The following is a 4,334-nucleotide window of genomic DNA, read 5'->3' as shown; positions in this document are numbered from 1 at the left end:
CGGCGCCGGCGCCGCCGCGACGGGCGGGGGCGGCGGGCGCTTCAGCACGACGGGCGGGCAGCCGGGACCGGCGGCGCCGAACAGGGCGGCCTGGATTTCGCACTCGCTGGGATTCGGGCCGAGCGGGACGGAGGGCGTCACCGCCGCCTGCGCCAGGACCGGCCCCGCCGGGAGGACCAGCCCAAGCACCAGGGCGCCGATTGTTGGGATGTTACGCATGTGCATGCCCGCATTGTCCCAGGCTCGGGGGCGGGGCGTCAAATTCCGCGTGGAACACTCGTGCGTGCCTCTGTACGATCCCGGTCCGATCTTTCGTTTGCGGTAGCTGGGAGGAAACAAGAATGAAGTCGATGAAGGCGCTGTTCGCCGGTCTGGCGCTGGCGGCCATGGTTCTGCCGGGCGTCCTCGCCAACGGCGCCGCGGCGGCGGACTACAAGGCCGAATACAAGCTGTCCACCGTGCTGGGCAAGCCGTTCCCCTGGGGCATCGGCGGCGACCGCTGGGCCGAGCTGGTCAAGGAGAAGACCAACGGGCGCATCAATGTGAAGATGTATCCCGGCTCGGCGCTGGTGAACGGCGACCAGACCAAGGAATTCACCGCACTGCGCCAGGGCGTGATCGACATGGCGGTGGGCTCCACCATCAACTGGTCACCGCAGGTGAAGGAGCTGAACCTCTTCTCGCTGCCCTTCCTGATGCCCGACCACAAGGCGATGGACGCGCTGACCCAGGGGCCGGTCGGCAAGCAGCTCTTCGACCTGCTCGCCACCAAGGACGTGGTGCCGCTGGCCTGGGGCGAGAACGGCTTCCGCGAGGTCTCCAACTCCAAGCGCGCCATCCGCACGCCGGACGATCTGAAGGGCCTGAAGATCCGCGTCGTCGGCTCGCCGCTCTACCTCGACACCTTCACGGCGCTCGGCGCCAACCCGACGCAGATGAGCTGGGCCGACGCGCAGCCCGCTTTGTCCACCGGCGCCGTGGACGGGCAGGAGAACCCGGTCGCCGTCTTCACCGCCGCCAAGCTGCCGACGCTCGGCCAGAAGCACCTGACGCTGTGGGGCTACGTCGCCGACCCGCTGATCTTCGTGGTCAACAAGGAGGTCTGGAACGGCTGGTCCAAGGAGGACCAGGAGGCGGTGCGCGCCGCCGCCGTCCAGGCCGCCGCGGAGGAGGTCGCCATCGCCCGCAAAGGCATCACCGCCCAGGACGACAGCCTGCTGAAGGAGCTGGCCGGCCAGGGCGTGGAGGTCGTGCAGCTGACGCCCGAGCAGCAGAAGGCGTTCCAGACCGCCACCCGCGCCGTCTACGACAAGTGGGCCAAGACCATCGGCCCCGACCTCGTGAAGGCCGCCGAGACCTCGGTCGCCGACCGCAAGTGAGCCGGACCGGCGCCCGTCCGTTCCCGCCCCCGCGGCGGGCGGACGGGCGCCCGCTCCCTTGAAAGCCCGACCCGGCCCGCCCGTTCCCGTCCAGAGAATCCGTTCATGACCGAAGACCCCGAGCTGACGCCGCGCGACGAGCCGCGCCCGCGCGTTCCCATCCGGATCGAGGAGGCGCTGGCGGCGCTGGCCATCGCGGCGATGGGGGCGATCACCTTCGCCAACGTGGTGACCCGCTACCTGACCAACATCTCGCTCGCCTTCACGGAGGAATACGCCATCGCCCTGATGGTGGTGATGACCATGCTGGGCGCCTCGGTCGCGGTCGTGCGCAACCATCACATCCGCATCACCTATTTCGTGGACCGCCTGCGCCCCCTCATGCGCCGCCGGGCGGAGCTGTTCGCCATCGCCGTGACGGCGCTGGTCTTCCTGGGGCTGGCCGTCTACGGCGCGCGGATGGTCTGGGACGAGTACCGGTTCGAGGAGACCTCGCCCGGCCTGGGCGTGCCGCAGTGGATCTACTCGATCTGGCTGCCAGTGCTGTCGGCGGTGATCGTGCTGCGGGCGCTGGGCCGCGCCGTCCGCGTCGCGCGGGGGGACGAGCCATGATCACCGCGCTGCTGTTCGGCGGATTCTTCGCGCTGCTGATCGCCGGCGTGCCCATCGGCCCGGCGCTGGCTCTGGCCGGGGCGGTGGTGATCGGCGTCGCCGGTCTGGGCATCATGTCGCTGCCGACCACCGTCTACACCGGCATGGCCAAGTACCCGCTGCTCGCCATCCCCATGTTCGTCCTGACCGGCCTGATCTTCGAGCGGTCCGGCGTGGCGGAGCGGCTGGTGAAGTTCGCGCTGGCCCTGATCGGCAAGCGGCAGGGCGCCCTGCCGGCGGTCGCCATCATCGTGGCGATGTTCATGGGCGGCATCTCCGGCTCCGGCCCGGCGACCTCCGCCGCGGTCGGTGCGGTGATGACCGCGGCCATGCTGCGCGAGGGCTACCCGCGGGCCTTCACGGCCAGCGTCATCGGCGCCGCGGCGGCGACCGACATCCTGATCCCGCCCTCCATCGCCTTCATTATCTACAGCGTGATGGTGCCGCAGGCGTCGGTGCCCGCCCTGTTCGCGGCGGGCATGATCCCCGGCATCCTGGCCGGTCTGGCCCTGGTCATCCCGGCGGTCTGGATGTCGCGCCGCCACGGCTTCGGCGAGGTCGCGCGGGAGGGCGAGGTCCGCCCGTCGATCTGGACGGCCTTCAAGGAGGCGATCTGGGGCCTGATGGCGCCGGTGGTCATCCTGGGCGGCATGCGCGCCGGCCTGTTCACCCCGACCGAGGCGGCGGTGGTGGCGGCGGTCTACGGCCTGTTCGTCGGCTTCTTCATCTACGGGACGCTGACCCTGCGCACGGTCTACGACGTGCTGGTGGAGTCGGCGGAGATCTCCGCGATCATCCTGATGGTGGTGGCTCTGGCCGGCGTCTTCGCCTGGGCGACCGGGACGCTGGGCGTCATCGACCCCATCGCCCGCGGCATCGTCGATCTGGGCATCGGGCAGTATGGCGTTCTCGCCCTGCTGATCGCGGCGCTGGTGGTGATCGGGATGTTCCTGGACGGGGTGTCCACCTTCCTGATCCTGTTGCCGATCCTGGTGCCCATCGCCAATCACTTCAACTGGGATCTGGTGTGGTTCGGCGTGATCCTGACCATGAAGCTGGCCATCGGCCAGTTCTCCCCGCCGATGGCCGTCAACCTGATGGTGACCTGCAAGATCGCCGGCACCACCATGGAGGCGACGGTGCGCTGGGTCGGCTGGCTGATCCTGGCGATGTTCCTGGCTCTGGCCGCGGTGGTGGTCTTCCCCGGGCTGGCGCTCTGGCTGCCGCGCAGCCTGGGCTATTGAGCGCGGCCGATGCGGGGGCGCCTTCCGCGCCTCCGCGTCAGCCCTTCCGGCGGGTGGCCAGCAGGATGCCCGCGGCGATCAGGCCGATGCCGGCGGCGTGGTAGAGGTGGGGTTGCTCGCCCAGGAACAGGATGGCGAGGATGCTCCCGAAGACCGGCATCAGATGGATGCACATCCCCGCCGTGTTGGCGCCCACCAGCGCCACGGCGCGGTTGAAGCAGAGATAGGCGGCGATCGACGGGAACAGCGCCACATAGGCGACCGCCCCCAGCGCCGTCGGGGTGACCGGCATGGGGTTCCCGCCGATGCTTTCCCACAGATAGAAGGGCAGCAGCATCGCCGCCCCGCCCGCGAAGGTCACGGCGATGAAGCTGAGGCCGTGCACCGCCGGGCGGCGGCGCAGCAGGGCGGTGTAGGCGGCGTAGCCGAGCACCGCCGCCAGCACCCACAAATCCCCGGCGGCGAGTTGCAGCCCGATCAGCACCGCCGGGTCGCCCCGCGCGATCAGCGTCAGGGCGCCGGCCAGCGACACGGCGATGCCCAGCCCTTGCCGCGGCGTCACCCGGTCGCCGAACAGGGCCAGGCTCATCAGCACGATCAGCACCGGCATGGAGGACTGCATCATCACCGCGTTCAGCGCCGTGGTGGTGTGCAGACCGACATAGAGGAAGGTGTTGAAGGCCGCGATGCCCAGCGCCGACAGCAGCAGAACGACCGGCCACCGGTCGGCCAGTGCCCGCGCGTCGTGCCGCAGGTGCCGCCACGCGAAGGGCAGCACCAGCAGCATCCCCAGCGTCCAGCGCCAAAAGGCCAGCCCGACCGGCGGCACCTCGCCTGACACCGCGCGGCCGAGGACGGCGTTGCTGGACCAGAACAGCGGCGGCAGCATCATCAGCAGCCACGCCTGATCGAACAGGCGGCGTCGGGCGGGGGCGGCGTTCTCGCTCATGGCTGGGCGCTCATCGGGCTGGACGCATCGGGCAGGGGGCAGGAGGCAGCGGGCCGCGCCGCGGCTCAGCCGCGGCGGCGCGGGGAGGCGAAGGGGGAGCGGGCGCCGTCG

Annotated in this window: 4 protein-coding genes and 1 pseudogene; 3 read left to right on the top strand and 2 right to left on the bottom strand. The window is 70.5% G+C overall.

Annotated features, from left to right (window positions below):
• Nucleotides 1-225 (bottom strand): annotated as a pseudogene (locus QSG27_RS27880) (OmpA family protein); the annotation flags it as partial.
• 116 nt (nucleotides 226-341) lie between these two features.
• On the opposite strand from QSG27_RS27880, the gene QSG27_RS27875 reads away from it, so the two are divergent.
• The 3 genes from QSG27_RS27875 to QSG27_RS27865 all read left to right on the top strand — a co-directional run bounded on the left by QSG27_RS27875 (nucleotide 342) and on the right by QSG27_RS27865 (nucleotide 3,274).
• A complete protein-coding gene (locus QSG27_RS27875; protein ID WP_306711983.1) occupies nucleotides 342-1,379 on the top strand; it encodes a DctP family TRAP transporter solute-binding subunit in 1,038 nt (345 codons plus the stop codon).
• Nucleotides 1,380-1,484: 105 nt separating this feature from the next.
• Nucleotides 1,485-1,991 carry a TRAP transporter small permease gene (locus QSG27_RS27870; protein WP_306711981.1) on the top strand — a complete coding sequence of 169 codons (507 nt, stop codon included), beginning with the start codon at nucleotides 1,485-1,487 and terminating at the stop codon, nucleotides 1,989-1,991.
• Entirely contained in the window at nucleotides 1,988-3,274 is a 1,287-nt protein-coding gene (locus QSG27_RS27865; RefSeq protein WP_306711978.1) for a TRAP transporter large permease, read from the top strand. Before QSG27_RS27870 ends, QSG27_RS27865 begins: the two co-directional genes overlap by 4 nt.
• Nucleotides 3,275-3,311: 37 nt before the next feature.
• On the opposite strand, the gene QSG27_RS27860 is transcribed toward QSG27_RS27865, so the two are convergent.
• Complete coding sequence (locus QSG27_RS27860; protein ID WP_306711976.1) at nucleotides 3,312-4,223, bottom strand: DMT family transporter; 912 nt, start codon at nucleotides 4,221-4,223, stop codon at nucleotides 3,312-3,314.
• Nucleotides 4,224-4,334 lie beyond the last annotated feature (111 nt).

This window comes from Azospirillum isscasi (genome assembly GCF_030849505.1).
GTDB classification, from domain to species: Bacteria; Pseudomonadota; Alphaproteobacteria; order Azospirillales; family Azospirillaceae; genus Azospirillum; species Azospirillum isscasi.
The sequence above is the reverse complement of the archived record's forward strand: the minus strand, read 5'-3'. Positions and strand labels throughout refer to the sequence as shown.

What these genes read in the sequence shown, in the direction of transcription:
- QSG27_RS27865 (WP_306711978.1), top strand. Translation starts at nt 1,988, where the DNA reads ATGATCACCGCGCTGCTGTTCGGCGGATTCTTCGCGCTGCTGATCGCC.
- QSG27_RS27860 (WP_306711976.1), bottom strand. Translation starts at nt 4,223, where the DNA reads ATGAGCGAGAACGCCGCCCCCGCCCGACGCCGCCTGTTCGATCAGGCG.
- QSG27_RS27870 (WP_306711981.1), top strand. Translation starts at nt 1,485, where the DNA reads ATGACCGAAGACCCCGAGCTGACGCCGCGCGACGAGCCGCGCCCGCGC.
- QSG27_RS27875 (WP_306711983.1), top strand. Translation starts at nt 342, where the DNA reads ATGAAGTCGATGAAGGCGCTGTTCGCCGGTCTGGCGCTGGCGGCCATG.